The sequence below is a fragment of the Synechococcus sp. UW179A genome, assembly GCF_900473965.1.
Lineage (GTDB): Bacteria > Cyanobacteriota > Cyanobacteriia > PCC-6307 > Cyanobiaceae > Synechococcus_C.
In genome coordinates this window covers 272,517-290,134 of sequence record NZ_UCNJ01000012.1, presented here as the reverse complement: position 1 = coordinate 290,134, position 17,618 = coordinate 272,517, and the positions used below count along the sequence as shown (strand labels likewise).

15 protein-coding genes are annotated in these 17,618 nt (G+C 55.7%); 5 read left to right on the top strand and 10 right to left on the bottom strand.

The features are described from left to right. Window positions 1-38 precede the first annotated feature (38 nt). Window positions 39-533 carry an allophycocyanin subunit alpha-B gene (locus DXY31_RS05980; RefSeq protein WP_114993102.1) on the top strand — a complete coding sequence of 165 codons (495 nt, stop codon included), beginning with the start codon at window positions 39-41 and terminating at the stop codon, window positions 531-533. 682 nt (window positions 534-1,215) lie between these two features. Here the strand turns inward: DXY31_RS05980 and DXY31_RS05975 are convergent. Together DXY31_RS05975 and DXY31_RS05970 are read right to left on the bottom strand one after the other, a co-directional pair. Continuing rightward, on the bottom strand, window positions 1,216-2,298 hold the full coding sequence (locus DXY31_RS05975) for a ribbon-helix-helix protein, CopG family (RefSeq protein ID WP_114992870.1): 1,083 nt from the start codon (window positions 2,296-2,298) through the stop codon (window positions 1,216-1,218). 35 nt (window positions 2,299-2,333) lie between these two features. Then, complete coding sequence (locus DXY31_RS05970) at window positions 2,334-3,857, bottom strand: DUF3370 family protein (RefSeq protein WP_114993101.1); 1,524 nt, start codon at window positions 3,855-3,857, stop codon at window positions 2,334-2,336. Between the two features lie 231 nt (window positions 3,858-4,088). On the opposite strand from DXY31_RS05970, the gene DXY31_RS05965 reads away from it, so the two are divergent. Then, the gene (locus DXY31_RS05965) at window positions 4,089-4,271 is read left to right on the top strand and encodes a hypothetical protein (protein ID WP_066907764.1); all 183 of its coding nucleotides are present in this window, start codon (window positions 4,089-4,091) and stop codon (window positions 4,269-4,271) included. Here DXY31_RS05965 and DXY31_RS05960 read toward each other — a convergent pair. The 3 genes from DXY31_RS05960 to DXY31_RS05950 are packed head-to-tail and all read right to left on the bottom strand — an operon-like array spanning window position 4,253 to window position 6,729. Further along, complete coding sequence (locus DXY31_RS05960; protein WP_114992869.1) at window positions 4,253-4,846, bottom strand: sigma-70 family RNA polymerase sigma factor; 594 nt, start codon at window positions 4,844-4,846, stop codon at window positions 4,253-4,255. The two genes, DXY31_RS05965 and DXY31_RS05960, sit on opposite strands and share 19 nt — an antisense overlap. Window positions 4,847-4,895: 49 nt before the next feature. After that, window positions 4,896-5,792, bottom strand: a complete 897-nt coding sequence (locus DXY31_RS05955; protein WP_114992868.1) for an ATP adenylyltransferase — start codon at window positions 5,790-5,792, stop codon at window positions 4,896-4,898. Beyond that, a complete protein-coding gene (locus DXY31_RS05950; protein WP_114992867.1) occupies window positions 5,785-6,729 on the bottom strand; it encodes a SpoIID/LytB domain-containing protein in 945 nt (314 codons plus the stop codon). The genes DXY31_RS05955 and DXY31_RS05950 overlap by 8 nt, the downstream gene beginning before the upstream one ends. A gap of 24 nt (window positions 6,730-6,753) precedes the next feature. Here DXY31_RS05950 and DXY31_RS05945 point away from each other — a divergent pair, with 24 nt between their 5' ends. Further along, window positions 6,754-7,482 carry an SDR family NAD(P)-dependent oxidoreductase gene (locus tag DXY31_RS05945; RefSeq protein WP_114992866.1) on the top strand — a complete coding sequence of 243 codons (729 nt, stop codon included), beginning with the start codon at window positions 6,754-6,756 and terminating at the stop codon, window positions 7,480-7,482. Here DXY31_RS05945 and DXY31_RS05940 read toward each other — a convergent pair. Further along, window positions 7,464-7,871, bottom strand: a complete 408-nt coding sequence (locus DXY31_RS05940) for a DUF2237 family protein (RefSeq protein WP_114992865.1) — start codon at window positions 7,869-7,871, stop codon at window positions 7,464-7,466. The two genes, DXY31_RS05945 and DXY31_RS05940, sit on opposite strands and share 19 nt — an antisense overlap. A 111-nt stretch (window positions 7,872-7,982) precedes the next feature. On the opposite strand from DXY31_RS05940, the gene DXY31_RS05935 reads away from it, so the two are divergent. Continuing rightward, window positions 7,983-8,213 carry a hypothetical protein gene (locus DXY31_RS05935; protein WP_066907493.1) on the top strand — a complete coding sequence of 77 codons (231 nt, stop codon included), beginning with the start codon at window positions 7,983-7,985 and terminating at the stop codon, window positions 8,211-8,213. A 27-nt stretch (window positions 8,214-8,240) separates the two neighbouring features. Here DXY31_RS05935 and DXY31_RS05930 read toward each other — a convergent pair whose 3' ends face one another. The 3 genes from DXY31_RS05930 to DXY31_RS05920 all read right to left on the bottom strand — a co-directional run bounded on the left by DXY31_RS05930 (window position 8,241) and on the right by DXY31_RS05920 (window position 13,179). Next, the gene (locus DXY31_RS05930; RefSeq protein ID WP_067095077.1) at window positions 8,241-8,513 is read right to left on the bottom strand and encodes a DUF4090 family protein; all 273 of its coding nucleotides are present in this window, start codon (window positions 8,511-8,513) and stop codon (window positions 8,241-8,243) included. A gap of 45 nt (window positions 8,514-8,558) precedes the next feature. Then, window positions 8,559-12,185, bottom strand: coding sequence for a methionine synthase (gene metH, locus DXY31_RS05925; RefSeq protein ID WP_114992864.1), 3,627 nt, complete (start codon window positions 12,183-12,185; stop codon window positions 8,559-8,561). A 76-nt stretch (window positions 12,186-12,261) separates the two neighbouring features. After that, window positions 12,262-13,179: a branched-chain amino acid transaminase gene (locus DXY31_RS05920; RefSeq protein WP_114992863.1), complete on the bottom strand. Its 918-nt coding sequence runs from the start codon at window positions 13,177-13,179 to the stop codon at window positions 12,262-12,264. Window positions 13,180-13,251: 72 nt separating this feature from the next. Between DXY31_RS05920 and cobN the strand changes: the two genes are divergently transcribed. After that, complete coding sequence (gene cobN / locus DXY31_RS05915) at window positions 13,252-17,025, top strand: cobaltochelatase subunit CobN (RefSeq protein WP_114992862.1); 3,774 nt, start codon at window positions 13,252-13,254, stop codon at window positions 17,023-17,025. A 9-nt stretch (window positions 17,026-17,034) separates the two neighbouring features. Here the strand turns inward: cobN and DXY31_RS05910 are convergent, their stop codons facing one another. Continuing rightward, window positions 17,035-17,592: a hypothetical protein gene (locus DXY31_RS05910; protein ID WP_114992861.1), complete on the bottom strand. Its 558-nt coding sequence runs from the start codon at window positions 17,590-17,592 to the stop codon at window positions 17,035-17,037. Between the last annotated feature and the right edge of the window lie 26 nt (window positions 17,593-17,618).

Genomic DNA, 17,618 nt, shown 5'->3' with positions numbered 1-17,618 from the left:
TTCATGCCCCTTAAACTGTTTCCAGCATGCCAGCCGTCATGAGCGTTGTAAGGGATCTGATCCTCCAGGCGGATGACGATCTGCGTTACCCGAGCAGTGGTGAACTTCGCTCGATGGTCGAGTACCTCAGTCAGGGTGCCGTTCGTCTGTCAGTGGTTCGGATCCTCACAGACAGCGAAAAGAAGATTGTTGATGAATCGGCACGCCAGTTGTTCGGCCTGCGACCTGAATATGTCGCCCCTGGGGGAAATGCCTATGGCCAAAAGCAAAGGGCTCAGTGCCTGCGTGACTACAGCTGGTATCTGAGGCTGGTCACCTATGGAGTTCTCGCAGGCAGCACCGACATGATCGAGCAGATCGGCTTGATCGGAGCCCGTGAGATGTACAACAGCCTTGGTGTTCCCATGCCAGGGATGGTGGATGCAATGCGGTGCATGAGAGAAGCTGCTCTGGTTTTGCTTTCAGAGGAGCAGCAGAAGATTGCAGGACCTTATTTTGACTATCTGATCAAAGGTATGCAGACCAGCACCTGATCAGCCAGCAGACTCGACCGCTGCCCGCTCCAGTCTTCAAGTTCTTTCGCAATCTTCCGCATTCGTCTCATGCAAGACTCCGGCCTGGACTCTGAATGCGTCTTGCTTGAGATGCATGACTCTGCTTTCTTACCTTGCCCCGCGACGCACGTTTCTCGGCACTTTCGCGAGACCCAGCTGTTGCATCTAAGACTGAAAACGGGTCTTGAATTGGTCTGATCAACGACTGATTGGACCGTTAGCCATTCGATGCCAGAACTTGGCGATCCGAGCTCGCCTCCCCGAGTGCGTTGGGTCGCATAGAGCGAACCCAGGCCGCACTGACGATGTCCAAAATCATTGCGTCACTGTGTCAACAGCAGAGACGCGACTCCTTGAAACCCATTTGTGACAGGGTTTAAGGTCCTTCAGGCAATTCCTTGGACAAGCTAATCGGCACACTGGACATGCCTTGTTCTAATCAAACGGTCCTGTATTGATTGAGATCATCAAAACTTCGACGCGTCACATCTTGACTACAAACACATCAAGGCTGCAGATAAAACAATGGAAAAAATTGATCTTGATAGAAACTGTTGTTCGGCCACTGCCTGAGATCTTCCAAGCAGGAAAACAAAAATCTGACGTATTAACGGTCTCACACGGGAACACAGATGAGTCCAGAAGTGATTCGCAATCCAGACTACTGAGATAACTCTTTCTGGCGATAAAGCTCTTTCAGCATCTGATAAGCCTCGTTGAGGCGACGCATGGCATCGGTTGAACCACCGGAGTCAGGGTGAACTTCAACGGCCTTACGTTTGTAGGCGTCGCGAATGGAACGCAATGTCAGGGACTGGCCAGCCTGTGTGGGCAACTCCAGTTGCTTGAGTGCTCCATGCAGAGTCATCGTGGATTGGAGCGTTTCGAAGGATGTGACCTTTCGGCTGCGTTTGAAGCGATTAACAAAACGGCGAATCAAAGTAGGGATACGTTCTGGAACTGAAGCGCTCGCGAACGGATCCTCAAGCACCGCGGCAGCAACAATCACCTGCTCGAAGCGAGGAGAAGGAACCATCCAGCTTTTGCAGAATTCAGTCATGGAGTGATTGACCTGACTCCAGGTGAATGTGCGCCCCTCGGATCCATCGATATGGGGCCAAATGTCACGGGCCATCCACAGCATCACAGCCTCCATCACGGTCGGGCCTGGGTTAGAGCCGTAAAGGTTGAGCCAATGGTTCAGAGCAACTTCAGACCAGTCCTTGATCTGTTCGTCACTGATCACCGGTACGAGGGGAATCTCCGTGCTGGGTTGCTTCCTTGGTGTCAAGCTTTCGCGAATCGACGTGCTTCGCTTGCGAACAAAGCCGGGCAAATCAATGCCAGCTCCAACGGGTGCTGCATGGCGTGTCGGTGGTTGGGGTGAGACCGGACGATCGTCTTCCTGGCCTGTGGTGTTAAGTCCGCCAGCTGAGCCAACTAAAACGATGGCTCGATCCTCATCGTATTGAGGTTGCTGGTTCGGCTCTGTGACCAGCAAAGCCTTGGAACTCTTATCAGGTTTAGAACCCGTTGGTTCAGCTGTTCCCTCCGAAGACTGGTTAACCAGTGAATCAACCAGGGGTACAGGGGCGTCATCCTGATCCAGGTCGGGTTGAAAGATTTCCTCAAGCAAGCGGCGAAGACATTCCCCCCTGGAACGGGTCTTCCAGTCCTTGCGAAGCTGATCAATCTGGTCAACGAGCTCCTCGGGTAATTCCAGGCTGATGCGCTTGCCGCTCATAGGGCTGTGTCGTTCTGACCGTCAAGCAAGTTGGTTCATCGACCCTGTAGGCGACGCAACCATTCCTGTTGAGCACGGATCGCGTCACGGTAACGCTGCTCGAGGCTGCTGTTCACTCTGGAAGGCATGATCATGGCAGGAGGCATGGCATTGGATCCGCCCCTTGGAGAAACAATCAGAGGAGGCGGTGGAGGTGTGGTTCTTCTCACAGGCCGCAGAGCGGGGCTGGCAACAGGTACGGCAGGCTTCGCCTCGGGAACCGGTTGAGCGTTAACAGCTGGTGGAGCCAACTCTGGCTTGACCTTGCGTGACTTTGCTTCAGCTTGAGCCTTCCGGGCCGCTTCCAGCATCTGTTCACGCTGACGCAACATGGCCAACTGAGTGACTGGGACCACACTCAGCAGGTGACCCGGAGTGGCATCAGCTGGATAAACAACACTCACAGTGACAGGGTTATTCGCTCCACGCTTGAGATCAAGATCAGCAATGGAAAGACTCTGTCCGGAGCGCATACCAACATGGACCTCTTGGTAACCCTGATCAGTTTTGATACCAATTGATCCACGGAAAGCCGTAAATGATGAGCGGCCGGAGGCAACCGGATGACTGAGAACCAGCTCGTGAGCACCCTCACCAGCAAGATTCAGGTCAACATCAAAACGTACTCCGTAAGTACCAACGTTATTAACTGCGGAATCCACCATGCGTGTGCTGAGTTGATTGACCTGAATGTCACGAGTGCCGAAATGATGTTTGCGCGTGCTGGTCAAAGGCACATGCAATGAACCTTGAGAGAGGTCATGCTGAATTGAAGCTTTGTACTCATCACCAAGTGCAACTCCTGCAACGCGTGAAAAAACCTGACCTGACTGAATCTCACGAATGCGATTGAGATAAATTCTTCCAGGCGCAAGTTGTCCACGATCAAGAACAGCAATCAGTGCACGTTCGTCTTGGGTTTCTTCCGCTGCAATCACAGCCATCTGAAAGGGTCCATTACTAGTGCCACGCAGCAGACCATTCATGATTCCGCGCGCAGGCAAAACACTGCTCACAATCACTTTGCGACTGTTTGGAGGAATAGTGACTTCTCGTGAAAGCTTGCGATCCAACTCGCCACGAAGAATCTGGACTGCCGTCGCATCACCAGGGCCAGTGTTCCAAGGTCTGGGCCCCAACGGCTTGACGCCCATCAGTTTATTAGGATGATAAGGAGCCTCAAAACTATTTTTTACTGAACCCCTTTTGAATCGCAAAGTGACGGGGGATGAACTGGGATTTATCGCAATGGCCGCAACAGTCAGCAGGCCACGAGCTCTGCGGCCTCCTAGCTTGCTGGAATCCTGGGGATAATATTTATGATGCATATGAACGCCAAATTCACCATTGAAAGTGAATGTGGAGTTCTTCAGTGGTTGATTGGTTTCGGCAGCAATTGAACTACCCGGTGAGGTGTCCACCAGGATGCCTGGTCCTTTAACAATCTCCGGTTGATTGGAATGCAGAACTGGAACGTTATTGAAGTTGCCGTTCAGAGGCCTGGCTCGCTGACCAGCCATCAGAGGCACGTAAGCCGCAACGGGCCTCACAAACTCAGTCGAAAGCGTCCCAGCCGAGACGCCAATCAAGACCAGTAGTGGGATTCGGTGAGACACTCGCGACTGGTGATTGGCGGCCTTGGGCAGGCTCAAGTTCCAAACTTAATCGCCAGAGGAAAAACCGCCAAGCGTTCTCGATGACGCAATCAACGGCCCTTTCTCGCCAGGATGGCCGCAGCTAACAACCCTCGGATGTTTCCTCCTTTTGGCTGCTCACCTTGCGCAGATGGCGACTGGCAGCGCCATCACCAGGAGCGCAAACTGCGCATGATGCGCTTCTGGCGTGACGGACTCGAACGACAGATCGCTGCTGTCACAGCAGCGATTAGCACCCTTGAGCAGCAGATCGAACGGGATCAGGCCAGCTCCAGCTGAACTTGCAGCTGTTGGCGCAGCAGGGCAAGTCCTCGCTTGACGCGACGCTGAACGGTCATGGCACTGACCCCGGTTCTGCGGGCCACGTCTCTAAGACTTTGCCCTTTGAGGATCACTTCAACGAGCGCGGTTTGATCCTGTTTGGGGAGCCCTTGGAGCGCCTCAGCAAGTTGTTGTTGATCCTCCCTTCGATCAAGGTCATTCCAGTGGTCATTGCCATGACTGATCAACTCATCTTCTAAGGGCAGGAATCGCCGACGTTGCGTTGCCGCATTGAACCCTGCGCCGATGTCCTGATCACTCTCCTGGGCTGCACGGGGAAGTCGAATGATTGCGGCTTTGTCGCGCAGATAGTGCAGGATCGCTCCCCTGATATGGGGTCGAGCGAAGGCTGAAAAAGGAATGTCTCTCTGGCCTTCGAAGCGTTCAGCTGCCCTCAGTAACCCCAGTAATCCAACTTGTTGGAGATCGTCAGGATCCTGACCGCTTTTTGCTGCATAACGCCTGGCCAACGGTTCAACAAGCCGCATGTGGTGCTCAACCCGTGCATTTCGTCTCGTCTGCTGTCTGTTCATTGGTTGCGTGAAGAGGAACTGATGGACCCCTTCAGGCAGACAGCTCAGATCAGCTCACTGCATCCGTGGAACCACTGCAATTGGGAACAACCTGTCTGAGCAACTGCTCACCACCATGGCTCTTAAGCCAGGCCAGCTCAGAGCGTTGTGTCGCCAGCAGGTACCCAGCAAATCCCAGTGCGTTAACACTGAATCCCTTGACGCGGTCCCGACTGCGCCTGATCAGCGCCATCCAGGACCGCGTCAGCAACAGGTTGTACGGAACAGCGGGCGGCTGTTGCGTGAAACGATCACCGAGCCCCAATTGCGAGGCCAGAGAGCGATAAAGGTCATGGAGGATGATCCCCTCATCGTCTGGGTTGCTCGTCAGGGGACGCTCAGCGATGACACAGCTGTTGATCAGCGGATCAAAGATTGATCTGTCGCCTGTCGATCCTTTAGGCACTAGCAGACGTTCCTTGAACCAAGAGAGTCGCGGACAGATGCGCTCTCCGGGATGACGGGGCAACAGCTGAAGGTGACGATGGGGCTGACTTGCTCCGGCTCTAGGACCACTGTTGAAGAACCAAAGACCTGTGCTGTCGTTGTCGACAAGCACCAGGGCACGCCAGTCATCAGGTTGTAGCCAGTGAACTTGAGAAGCCCAGTCCTGAGTGATCAGCAACATGTGCCCACGCTCAACGGGATACTTGTTGAGAATCAAAACATGGTTGTTGCGAATCCTCTCGACCTCGAGTTGCGAGTCCCATGGAAGAAAGGGATTTGGATTTGGCCCTTCAGGTCTGTGGTGCTTAGGAAGAGCCGCATTGAGCTGACGCAGTTCGAACTGTTCTGCCCTGGGGCCTGATAGCTCGATGGTGGAGGTGCTGAGAGGGATCAGGGCGCCGCAGTTCTGAGCCTGTTCGGAGCGCTCCAGCGCCTTCGACCAGAATTGCTTTTCACCCATCGGTTTTGATCCTCGCCAGGGATGCCCCGGCGTAGTACCTGCCAAGGATCTCGTTGAATCGAAGCCCCTGCTGAGCCAGCTCCTGAGCACCATGCTGACTCATGCTTGCACCGAGATGTCCATGCGCTTCATCGGAGATCTCCTGAGTGGACGCATACAACGACTCAACCAGTCCTCCCTTGAAACTCAACACCAGTCCTCGCGTCGCTTCAGTGGCCTGGATCGTTGACAAGCTGCTGCTGGATCTTCCTGCGTAAGCCTGCCAGCGTGTGGTGTCTCCGAGGTTCCAGTCGCTGTTGGCTGGTCGGAGCATGTGAACGAGGCCGTAGGAGCGTGCGGCTACGGCCTGAGCCTTGAGAGCCTCACCGTTCCAGTGGCTTGGCATTTCAGCGCCGACAACGGAAGCCACATAGCGTTCGAGGTTGATCTGGTTGATGGCAAGCCATCCATTCCCTCTGTTGAGCAGGTGAATCGTTCCTTCGTAGGCACGGCCGTTTACAAGCACCGAACCACCGGTACTGCCGCAACTCACAAAACCTGTGGTGGCCTCGGCGAGCATCCCGTTGAGAACTCCTGGCTGAACGGGTGTTCCTCCCTGAGTTCTGCAAGCCGCTCCATCCTTGGTGCTGATCTGCCTTAGGGGTCGCTGACTCAACAGGGCGATGCGCACTTGGGGATCAACAGTTTCAGTCGGAGCTGGCACCGCAGGGACAGATCCTGCTGACGGATCAAATCTGCGCTGCTGCAATCGTTTGGCCGTTAGGTGCGTTTGATCCTCGCTATCGAGCTGAGCTTCAGCGTCAAACAGTGCGCTGAGAAGAGCCTCTGTGTCTTGGCTGTCTGTGTTGAACCGCTTAGCACTGGTTGACCAGGCGATCAATGCGGCCAGCCCCGCACTCGCCGTCAAAGTCAGCAACAGTGGTCGAACGAGACGCATACCCGCTGTGGCGGAGATGGAATCATGCCTGAAATGTGCACCGATAGCTGGCAGGGACGAGCTTTGGTGGTTGGTGGCGGTGGTATTGGCCGGGCATTGAGTGCAGAACTGGCTCGCCGTCACCCATCACTGCTGGTGACGCTGGCGACCCGCCATCCATTGTCGGATGAGGAGTGGAGCGTTGACCTCCAATGCCAGGACAGTCTCAGCAAACTGACCGAACAACTCAGTGTTGGCTCTCCTCCTCTGAGAGTCGTGATCAATGCGACAGGGCGTCTCCACAGTCCCTCCTATCAACCTGAAAAACGGCTGCAACATGCTGAGCAATCAGCGCTGCTCGACTCTTTTGCCATCAACGCAGCCGGACCTCTGCTGCTTGCCAAGTCAGTCGAGCCTGTTCTGACCAGAGACAGACCTTTTCATTTCGCCAGCCTGAGTGCCAGGGTCGGCAGCATTAGCGATAACGGCAGCGGCGGTTGGTACGCCTATCGCGGCGCTAAGGCAGCACAAAACATGATGCTGCGCTGCCTGAGTCTTGAGTGGGCGCGACGCTTGCCGCTGGCGACGGTGACTCTTCTGCACCCTGGAACGACAGACACAGCCCTTTCGAAGCCCTTTCAGAGCTTTGTACCCAAGGAGAAGTTGTTCAGCCCTGAAAGGGCAGCAGGGCATCTTCTGGATGTCCTGCTGCAGCAGACACCATCCGACAGTGGCCGATTTCTCGCCTGGGATGGTCAGGTCATTCCCTGGTGAGCATGCTTTTTCAGAATCTCCAGTGGAATGATCTCAACAGTGCTGGATTCGGTGGACTCCAGGAGAACCGGCGGAGCCATTCCATCTTCATGGGCTTCCTTCCAGCGAGGGGCGCATACACACCAGTGATCACCAGGTTGAAGACCAGGGAAACCAAACTGGGGCATCGGGGTGCTCAGATCATTGCCTTGGGCCCTGCTGTAGCTGAGAAAGCTTTCCGTCATCACGCAGCAGACGCTGTGACGTCCGAGATCCCCCACATCGGTTCGACAATGTCCATCCCGGAACCAACCGGTCATTGGTTGACAGCTACACACCTCCAGAGGCTTACCTAGAACGTTCAGATCAACGGCCTGGCAATCGGTTTGGGGCGATGTTTCAGAGCTCATTACGCCATGCAATCCACGGGGAGTCTGCCGAAGGAGTGGCACATTGCGCGACAAGATGGTTGACGGATCCCGGGGGCGAGGCGTTAAAGGTCAATCAGTTATGCCTCCTCGATGGATTGGGAGTTCACTGAAGACGCAGCGTTCCTCGCCCTCTGCGACGCCTTCCGCGAAAGCGGGGAATCCTCGGCGATTGAGTTTCTCGCCAATGGGGAGGGGGCATTCCACTTTCAGGACCTGTCTCAGAATGCTGCTGGAGAGGGGATCGACCTCAGCGAATCCAGCGCCCTCGAGGAATTTCAACAAGAAGTGATCGACACGATGGAGAAGCTCTGCCAGGAATGATCGGCAGAGCTCCATCAGCGATTTGGGTCAGCCGTAGAAGAAGCTGATCTCCTTAGCCTTCAGACCCTCCCATCCAGCATCGATCAGGCGCTGATTCAGCGTTTCCTGGTCAAAATGCTTGGCGCCTGTCTTGACCACCCGATTGCGCATCGACTTGCGTACACCGCTGCGCTTGCGCTGGCTTTCAAGGGTCATCACTTCCCTGTAAAGCGTCAGCATCTGAGCAGGCAAAGGTGATCCATCCAGATCGATCCCTGCATTGATCGCCTCATCGATGGCGCCGGGCCCACTGAGATCCATAGTGACGTGGTTGATGAAAGCTGCAGTCTGCAGCAGTGATCCTGCCTAAGCGCTGAAATAGCGGGCTTTGCTGTGCAAAGCCACCAGTGCCGTGGTGCTCTGCTCCGGATGCAGCTGGTCGCCCTCATCCATGCTCAGGCCGACACGGTCAGCGCCAAGCCACAGCAGCTGCTGCCGTGAATCTGCAACGTTGGGACAAGCCGGGTAGCCAAAGGAGTAACGACTGCCTCGGTAGCGCTGGGCCAACACATCCTTGAGCGGCATCCCTTCGGGATCCGCAAATCCGCATTCAAGCCTCACGCGGGCATGAGTCCATTCGGCAAGAGCTTCGGCCATCTGGACGGCCAGTCCGTGGAAGAACAGGTAGTCGCTGTAGGAATCTGCCTCGAACAGCTGTTGAGCAAAGACTGACGCCTGTTCTCCCATGGTGACCGCCTGCATCGGCAAAACATCGCTGGGACCTCCCTCAACGAGGTCCCTGTAAAAGTCGGCGATGCAGTAGCGGTTGCCGCCACGCTGGCGTGGCAGTGAAAAGCGGCCAAGCTGACGTGATCCATCCTGGTCAAAGACCACGACATCATTGCCCTCACGCCCGCAGGGGAAATAGCCATAGGCAACTGCAGGGTGCAGAAGGCTTTCATCGATTGCGCGTTCAAGCCAGGCCTGCAGAACGGGTTCTGCCTTGGCTTGCAGATCAGCCTCATAGTCCTCCCGTGACTGACCTTTGACCTTGCGCATCTGCCACTGACCGGCGAACAGAGCCTGTCGATCGAGATAGGCCATCACCTCCGGCAGAGGTATTTCAGCGTCTCCCTGCAACACCTTCGGACCCAGGAACAAAGGCTGAACAGCTGCTTCCTCAGGCACCGTTTCCGATCGATCGAAACTGACAGGCACCGAGTCGACCTTGGCCTGCTTCAGAGTTTCGCTTGGCGTCGAATCATCGGTCGTTCCTGGCTCCGAGCTGGAACCCAAATCACCCCCAAGCGAAAGGCCCTCGGGGGTGCCGTTGAGGAATCCCTTTTCGTTGTCCCAGGCATCGGACTGACGGGCATCCACAAAGGCATCCATGAAACGCAGATCTGTAAATGCGTCTCTTCCGTAGAGAACTTTGCCGTTGTACACCTCACTGCAATCCTTATTGACAAATCTCGGAGTCAGAGCAGCTCCACCCAGAACCACTGGAACAGTGATTCCAGCTTCATTGAAAGCAGAGAGATTGTCTTTCATGAATGCGGTGGATTTCACAAGAAGTCCACTCATGGCGATGCAGTCAGCCTGATGCTCTTCTTGAGCAGCAATAATGGCTCCAACATCCTGTTTAATACCCAAATTAATCACTTCATATCCGTTATTAGTGAGGATGATATCAACAAGATTTTTACCAATATCATGAACATCCCCCTTCACTGTGGCAATCAAAAATTTTGCCTTTGCCGACCGCGCACCATCGCTTTTCTCCATATGCGGCTCAAGGAAAGCAACAGCTGATTTCATGGTTTCCGCAGATTGCAAAACGAATGGAAGCTGCATTTGACCAGAGCCAAATAATTCACCAACAACCTTCATCCCGTCGAGAAGGAATGTGTTAACAATCTCGAGTGGTTTGTAATTTTCAAGCCCCTCATTGAGAGCATCCTCAAGTCCGATCCGTTCTCCATCAATGATGTGCTGCTTGAGCCTTTCCTCAACGGGGAGATCGGCCAAAGAGGGACCTGAAGAGCGGGCCTCCTTGGTGCTGACACCCTCAAACAGTGTGGTGAGCTCAGTTAGGGGGTCATAGATACAGACATCCCCATCAAATCGTCGGGAATCGTTGATCAGATCGCGACAAACCTGTTGATGACCCTCCTCAATCTTGATTAGAGGCAGAATCTTCGCGGGAGAAACAATTGCAGCATCCATGCCTGCCTCACAGCAGTCGTGGAGGAATACGGAATTGAGCGTAATCCTGGCGGCAGGAGAAAGTCCGAAGCTCACATTCGAGACACCGAGCACAACGTGAACTCCTGGAAGTTCGCTGCGAATCTGGCGAATCGCTTCAATTGTTTCGATGGCATTGCGGCGGTCCTCTTCAATTCCCGTTGAAATGGGCAGTGCAAGCGGGTCGTAAAAAATCTCTCGGGCTGGGATCCCAAACTCAACAGCATCTCTGTAGGCACGTTTTGCGATGGCGACTTTTTTTTCAGCCGTTCGCGCCATACCTTCCTCATCAATGGTGCCAACTACTACAGCTGCGCCGTAACGGCGAGCGAGTTCAAGCACCTTGAAAAAACGCTCATCACCATCCTCATAATTCGTGGAATTGAGGATGCATTTACCACCGGCAACTTTCAGTCCCGCCTCCATTTTCTGCCACTCAGTTGAGTCGAGCATCAGTGGCAGATTCACATTGGTGACAACACGGGTCACCAGTTCATGCATATCTTTCTCGCCGTCGCGTCCCACATAGTCGACATTGACATCGAGAACATGAGCGTTCTCCTTCACCTGCCCACGTGCCAGACCAACAAGGCCATCCCAATCTTCTTCATTGAGAAGTTCACGCACCTTTTTGGACCCGCTCGCATTCAATCGCTCGCCGATGATCAGGAAGGAATTGTCCTGGAAATAGGGCGTTGCTCCGTACAGCGAAGCTGCTGCCGGTTCATAGCCCAGCTGCTGCCGTTCAAGGTGATGTGTCCTCACATGCCGGTCGGCGGGTTTCAGTTCATCGGAAATTTCTGACAGCGCTTTGATATGGGCCGGTGTGGTGCCACAGCAGCCACCAATCACCTGAACACCAAGATCCTCAACAAAGTGCATGAGCTGCATTTTCAGCTCGATGGGGGTGAGCCGGTAATGGGCGACGCCGCCGATGTTCTCCGGAAGACCGGCATTGGGGATGCAGCTCACCACAAAGGGCGAATATTCGGCCAGATACTTGATGTGTTCCTTCATTTGCTCTGGACCGGTCGCACAGTTCAAACCGAGCACATCAATCGGGAATGGTTCAAGAATGGAGACCACGGCCGCGATATCCGAGCCAACCAACATGGTTCCCGTGGTCTCCATCGTCACGGACACCATCAATGGCCGTCGTTGTCCACTAGCGGAGAAGGCATCCTCAACGCCCTGAAGTGCTGCCTTGATCTGGAGAACATCCTGACAGGTCTCGATGATGAACAGATCCACATCGCCGGCAATCAGGCCTGCCGCCTGATCTCGGAAGGAAGCCCTCAGCGTGTCGAAATCAATGTGGCCAAGGGTTGGGAGCTTGGTGGTGGGCCCCATCGAACCGGCCACGAAGCGCGGCTTTTCTGCAGTGCTGTATTCATCAGCGATCTCACGTGCCAGTTCCGCTGCCCGTTTGTTGAGAACGAAAGCCTGATCCTCAAGGTCGTATTCCGCCAACACCACGGACGCCGCACCGAAGGTGTCCGTCTCGATCACATCACAACCCGCCTCCAAAAACTGGCGATGCACGGCCTGCACCGCGTCAGGACGCGTGACCACAAGGTTTTCATTACAACCCTCAAGCACTTCCCCGCCGAAATCATCGGCCGAAAGATCCATCTGCTGAAGGGAGGTGCCAGTGGCACCGTCAAACACCAGAACAGGGCGACTGGGATCGTGCAGACGCTTGAGGAAGCGGGATGATTCAGTGATGGACTTCGTCTGAACTGCCTGCATCACCACTGGTTCGATCAATCCATCCTAAGAAATGCAGGTCTCAGGACCCCGGTGTTAACGGCAAAGACACAGACCCTCAGCCCTTCAGATCGATGCGTGTGACCCAGTGGGCATAGTGCTCATCTCGACCTTCTGTGATGGCCACCAGCTTGGAGCGCAGCGCCTCCATCAGGGGTCTGTGTTTCGAGAGAAGCGTTGATTCCAGCTGGCGAATCGGACTGATCTTGGCCGCTGTTCCCGTCAAAAACACCTCATCAGCGATGAACAGCTCGGTCTTGTCGACTGGCCGTTCAATCACCTCGATGCCCATGCCCTTGGCAAGTTCGATCACGCTTGCTCGTGTGATCCCCTCGAGGATGTCCTGATCCACACCTGGGGTAATCAGTTTGCCGTCACGGACGATGAACAGATTCATGCCGCTGGCTTCACTCACCTTGCCTCGGGTGTTCATCAGCAGGGCTTCGTCAAAGCCGCTGGCGACAGCCTCAGACTTGGCCAGCGAGCTGGTGATATAGGCACCGCTAATCTTGCCGCGCAGTGGCAGTGAGCGATCTTCCTGGCGGGTCCAGCTGCTAATCCGACAACTCACTCCATCCGGAGAGAGATAGTCACCCAGCTCCAGCCCATAGATCAGAAAATCGGTTTCGATGTTGTGCAGCCTTGGCGCGATTCCGAGATCACTCGTGTAGACGAATGGCCTCAGATAAATCGGCGTGGTGGGCTTGTTGGCATGAAGCATGGTTGTCAGTCCTTGCATCACGGTCTCTTCACTGAGATCAGCCATCAACAGATGGGCGCTCTGAGACAGCCGACGAGCATGACGGTCGGCACGGAACAAGAGCATTCCTCCGGGTTTGATCGGATCGGGAATGGCCCGCATCCCACCAAAGGCTCCAGTTCCGTAATGCAATGCATGCGTCGCCACCGACACCTTGGCGTCCTCGAAAGGAACGCAGCGTCCCTGGAACCAGGCGTAGGGAAGGAACTGGTGCATCGCTGAGGGTCCGTTGACCAGATCTTCTCACCCGTCAGTGACCGGTCGTCCTGTGCTCAGGAGAATGGGGACATGCATCGCTTAAGTAGCCTGCCGGGGGCGGATACCGATGGGCCGATCTCCTACGTGGAGCAACCCACTGCGCCGGTGTTGTTTCTCACCAGCGCCAGCTCGGACATTTCTGCCCTGTCAAGGGTTCTGGATACACAGAAGCAAGTGTTCTGGCAGAACCGCATCCGTGCGCTGCCACTCGAGGCCCTCTCCCATCCAGCTCAGATCGATCATTACCTGGCCGTCTGCACGGGCGAGACGCAGCTGATCGTGATCAGACTGCTCGGCGGTCGTGGTCACTGGTCCTACGGCCTTGAGCAGTGCTGCACATGGCTTTCAAAGCAACCGGAACGGCAGCTGCTTGTTCTGTCAGGCACGCCGGAACAGGACCAAGACCTGCACCCACTCAGCAGCCAGCCAGAGCCCTTCTGTGATGCCATGGCACTGCTGTTGCGGGAAGGAGGAGCAGACAACCTGCAGCGTTGGCTCGATGGTTTGCAATGGATTCTCCCCAGGGCAGCAGGCGAGAAATCTGCCATGGATCCTCCCCAACTGACGCTCACGGCCAGCCCCGATCCCGACCCCTACGACTGGCGACAGGAAGAAGGGACGCCAATCGGCGTGCTTCTTTACCGCGCCCATCGTCAATCAGCCGATGTTCACTGGTGCGATGTTCTGCTCGAAACCCTGCGAGCGCAGGGTTTGGTGCCAAAAGCGCTCTGGGTGAGCAGCCTGCGTGATCCAGCCATACAGAGGGCTGTGAACGATCTGTACCGGCAACAATCCGTGGAGCTAGTGATTACCTCCACATCATTCGCATCTGTTCAGTTCTCGGAGGCAGGTTTGGGTGCACCTCTCTGGGATGACCTAGATCGTCCTGTTCTACAGATGCTGAGCTCCGGACGTTCCCGTGAGCGCTGGCAGGACTCGTTTCAAGGACTTGATCCCATTGATTTATCGCTTCAGGTCGTTCTGCCGGAACTGGATGGTCGAATCACAACGCGCATTGGCGCCTTCCGCGAAGTGGACCATGCGGACGAGCGTTTGTGCACAGCGGTCAAGCGGTTGGAGCCTGATAGCGCTGGCCTGAACTGGATTGCCGAACACGCCAGGGCCTGGGTTGAACTGCGTTCAACGGAACCCGCACATCGTTCACTCGCTCTGGTCTTGGCGAATTATCCACTCAGGAACGGCCGCTTGGCGAATGGCGTTGGTCTCGATACGCCCGCCAGCTGTCTCAACATCCTGCGCTGGCTTCGCGAGGACGGGTTCGATCTGGGTGAGCAGCTTCTACCGAAGGATTCTGATCTCCTGATTCAACAGGTGCTCAACGGTCGAACCAACGATCCGGAAAGTCACAACAGGCCACCACTTACCTACCTACCGCTTTCTCACTATCAGCGCTGGTGGACATCGCTGCCTGAGGAAGCCAAGTCACCGATCCGGAAACGCTGGGGCGAACCCAAGGATGCTGTTGATCTTGAGCCTTGCGGCTTCGCAATCCACGGCGTGCAATTCGGCCGTGTGGTTGTTTTGGTGCAGCCCAGTCGTGGCTATGACGCTGATCAGCTCAGTGATCTGCATTCTCCGGATCTTCCCCCTCCCCATCGCTATTTGGCTCAGTACCTCTGGCTGCGGGAGATCCACCACTGTCAACTGATGCTGCATGTGGGCAAGCACGGCAGTGCTGAATGGCTGCCGGGGAAGTCAGTGGGGCTTAGTCCATGCTGTGCGCCTGGGCTCGCGCTGGGTGCGATCCCCCATCTCTATCCCTTCATCGTCAACGATCCAGGCGAGGGTTCTCAGGCCAAACGCCGAGGGCATGCCGTGATCCTGGACCACCTCACCCCTCCCCTCGGCCGGGCTGGTCTGCACGGACACATGCTGTCTTTGGAGTCACTTCTGGATGAATACATCGAAGCGCGGCAACTCGGTGCCTCTCGTTGCGAGCAGATCCAACACCAGTTGATCCAACTGCTGATCGAACTGAACTGGCCATCGATACAAACCATTCAGGCAAAGCAAAGCTCGTCTGCAGACATCGGCGACCTGCTGGAACAGGTGGAGGCCTACTTGTGCGAACTCAAGGAAGCGCAGATCAAGACCGGCCTGCATCGCCTGGGTGATGATCCCCAACCGAAGCAACTGGCCGAGTTGCTGCTGGCAATCGCCCGCTCCCCGGCGTCTGATCGCCCCGGGCTGACCCAATGGATGAGTCGCAGTGTCGGCCTGGAATGCGATCCCTGGAAGGACGAGGACGGAGCTCTGTTGTCAGATCAGGATCGGCGCATCCTGGAACGCCATGGCTGCCTCATGCCCAGACGACTCAGTGATGCAGTGGAGTGGATCGAAAATCAGGCCGAGCAGCTTCTGCTGCAGCTGATCGACGGCAACGCATCGGATCAGCATCACGATGCGAAGCCACTGAACAACTGCTTTGAGCAACTGTTGAGCTCAGAGACCTTGCCAGGTCCACTTCAGTTCATCAAGACTGATCTCTGGCCCCGATTGCAGCTATCCGCCAGTCATGAGCGCCAGGCCTTGCTGGCGGCGGCGGCCGGCCGGCGTATCGCCAGCGGTCCCTCCGGTGCACCAACCCGTGGACGGGATGATGTATTGCCGACAGGGCGCAACTTCTATTCCGTAGATCTTCGTGGTCTGCCAACAGAAGCGGCATGGGATCTGGGTCGCCGCAGCGCCGAACAGTTGCTGGATCTTTACGAACTCGAGGAGGGCGAACCCCTGCGGCACCTGGCCTTATCGGTCTGGGGAACAGCCACCATGCGCAATGGAGGCGAAGACATCGCGCAGATGTTTGCCCTGATCGGCGTGCGGCCCGTCTGGGATGGCCCGACACGACGCATGGTGGATCTTGAGTTGATTCCCTTGCGCCTGCTGGAGCGACCACGCGTGGATGTCACTCTGCGCATGTCGGGTCTGTTCCGGGATGCCTTTCCACAGCTGCTGGCCTGGATCGATCGCGCATTGTTGATGGTGGCTGGGCTTGATGAAGCCGACAGGGACAATCCCTTGGCAGCTCTCACACGCAGCCGGGGGCCTCAGGCTCGTCTGTTCGGATCGGCACCAGGCTCCTATGGCGCTGGTCTTCAGGCCTTGATCGACTCAGGTCAGTGGGAAGGGCGTGATGATCTTGGAGAGGCTTATCTGGCCTGGAGTTCCTGGAGCTATAACGCCGCAGCGAAAGCCCATGACGACCGGGTGGGACTCGAACAGGCTCTCAAAAACGTTCAGGTTGTGCTGCACAACCAAGACAACAGGGAGCACGACCTGCTCGATTCCGATGACTACTACCAGTTTCAGGGGGGATTAGCCGCTGCAGTGAACCGAGTCAGCGGCAACGATCCGAAAGTGTTCTTTGCTGATCACTCCCGAAGCGAGCGATTAAGGATTCATCCTCTGGATCGGGAAATTGACAAGGTGGTCCGCAGCCGACTGCTTAACCCCCGCTGGATCGAGGGGATGAAGCAGCACGGATACAAGGGTGCTTTCGAGATGGGTGCAAGCCTTGATTATCTGTTCGCCTACGACGCCACCACCGGTGCAGTACCAAATTGGTGTTACAGCCAAATCGCTGAAAGCTGGCTGCTTAATCCAGATGTCAGAGACTTTCTGCTGCAACGGAATCCATGGGTCATGAGAGACATGGCAGAACGCTGTTTGGAAGCAGCGACAAGGGGTCTCTGGGGGGACCCAGACGCCACCCTTCTCGAGGAGATCAGACGCGCGTTACTTGACTCAGAACGAGCGGTTGAAGGAGGCAGCATCAGCGCCTGAGACGAAGATTTATTTGTTGAGATCGCGCACCATTGACAGAAATGGATCGATGGAACCGGGCTTGTTGCTTTTCTGAGCACCTGAAGAGGAAGGCTTCGATTCTTCCTTGGGTTTGAGCTCCTGTTTGCGGGCAAGGGGAGCAGCATCTGGAGCAGCAAGAGCATTCACACCTGCCTGCTTCAAGGCGTTGCCCTTAAGCCGCTCGTCCAGTTCCGATTGCGACATCGTTTCGGCAAAGGTTTTCTTCACCGCCTTGGGCACGCCCGTATTGACGCTCACCGATTCCTTTTTAACGACCTGATCGCCAAGACCCTCACTGCGTCGATCGACTTTCAGATCCGTAGCGTCCACCTCGGTGACCATCTCCTTCATGCCAGGACTGTCAAGAGTTCCTGGGAACGTGTGGCGGATGGTCTTGGACTCACGCATGTAGTCGCGATCGCCAAATGATGAGGCGCTGTCGCTGTCAAGGAAAAAAGCTTCCTGTTTCGGCTTCTTGGCCTTCGGGCCCTTTGGAGGCTCGTTTTGATCCGAGCTGGAATTAAGCAGACGATCGAAAAGGCCCATACCCGCAGACAGGGAAGTCTGTTGAA

What these genes read in the sequence shown, in the direction of transcription:
- DXY31_RS05960 (WP_114992869.1), bottom strand. Translation starts at nt 4,846, where the DNA reads ATGAACAGACAGCAGACGAGACGAAATGCACGGGTTGAGCACCACATG.
- DXY31_RS05930 (WP_067095077.1), bottom strand. Translation starts at nt 8,513, where the DNA reads ATGGATCTCAGTGGGCCCGGCGCCATCGATGAGGCGATCAATGCAGGG.
- DXY31_RS05940 (WP_114992865.1), bottom strand. Translation starts at nt 7,871, where the DNA reads ATGAGCTCTGAAACATCGCCCCAAACCGATTGCCAGGCCGTTGATCTG.
- metH (WP_114992864.1), bottom strand. Translation starts at nt 12,185, where the DNA reads ATGCAGGCAGTTCAGACGAAGTCCATCACTGAATCATCCCGCTTCCTC.
- DXY31_RS05970 (WP_114993101.1), bottom strand. Translation starts at nt 3,857, where the DNA reads ATGGCTGGTCAGCGAGCCAGGCCTCTGAACGGCAACTTCAATAACGTT.
- DXY31_RS05955 (WP_114992868.1), bottom strand. Translation starts at nt 5,792, where the DNA reads ATGGGTGAAAAGCAATTCTGGTCGAAGGCGCTGGAGCGCTCCGAACAG.
- DXY31_RS05965 (WP_066907764.1), top strand. Translation starts at nt 4,089, where the DNA reads ATGTTTCCTCCTTTTGGCTGCTCACCTTGCGCAGATGGCGACTGGCAG.
- DXY31_RS05920 (WP_114992863.1), bottom strand. Translation starts at nt 13,179, where the DNA reads ATGCACCAGTTCCTTCCCTACGCCTGGTTCCAGGGACGCTGCGTTCCT.
- DXY31_RS05910 (WP_114992861.1), bottom strand. Translation starts at nt 17,592, where the DNA reads ATGGGCCTTTTCGATCGTCTGCTTAATTCCAGCTCGGATCAAAACGAG.
- DXY31_RS05945 (WP_114992866.1), top strand. Translation starts at nt 6,754, where the DNA reads ATGCCTGAAATGTGCACCGATAGCTGGCAGGGACGAGCTTTGGTGGTT.
- DXY31_RS05950 (WP_114992867.1), bottom strand. Translation starts at nt 6,729, where the DNA reads ATGCGTCTCGTTCGACCACTGTTGCTGACTTTGACGGCGAGTGCGGGG.
- DXY31_RS05980 (WP_114993102.1), top strand. Translation starts at nt 39, where the DNA reads ATGAGCGTTGTAAGGGATCTGATCCTCCAGGCGGATGACGATCTGCGT.
- DXY31_RS05935 (WP_066907493.1), top strand. Translation starts at nt 7,983, where the DNA reads ATGGATTGGGAGTTCACTGAAGACGCAGCGTTCCTCGCCCTCTGCGAC.
- DXY31_RS05975 (WP_114992870.1), bottom strand. Translation starts at nt 2,298, where the DNA reads ATGAGCGGCAAGCGCATCAGCCTGGAATTACCCGAGGAGCTCGTTGAC.
- cobN (WP_114992862.1), top strand. Translation starts at nt 13,252, where the DNA reads ATGCATCGCTTAAGTAGCCTGCCGGGGGCGGATACCGATGGGCCGATC.